Raw genomic sequence first — 264 nt, 5'->3', positions numbered from 1 at the left:
CCCTGACGAAAGGCGACCGAGAGATGATTGATGGCAAGCAATGGCGTGTTCATTCAGGCTCCTTTGCCGGGATCAAAAGCGTCGCGTACCGCTTCGCCAATAAAAATCAGCAGCGAAAGCAGGATCGCCAGGGTGAAAAAGCCCGCCAGGCCTAACCAGGGTGCCTGCAGGTTATTTTTGCCCTGCAGCAGTAACTCGCCCAGCGAGGGCGAACCCAGCGGCAGGCCAAAGCCGAGAAAGTCGAGTGAGGTCAGCGTGGTAATC

The 264-nt window shown here is 57.2% G+C and carries 1 pseudogene; it reads right to left on the bottom strand.

Annotated features, from left to right (window positions below):
• Nucleotides 1-53 precede the first annotated feature (53 nt).
• Nucleotides 54-264 (bottom strand): annotated as a pseudogene (locus NCS02_RS36225) (ABC transporter permease); the annotation flags it as partial.

It is taken from the genome of Caballeronia sp. NCF2 (assembly GCF_023631205.1).
Lineage (GTDB): Bacteria > Pseudomonadota > Gammaproteobacteria > Burkholderiales > Burkholderiaceae > Caballeronia > Caballeronia zhejiangensis.
The sequence above is the reverse complement of the archived record's forward strand: the minus strand, read 5'-3'. Positions and strand labels throughout refer to the sequence as shown.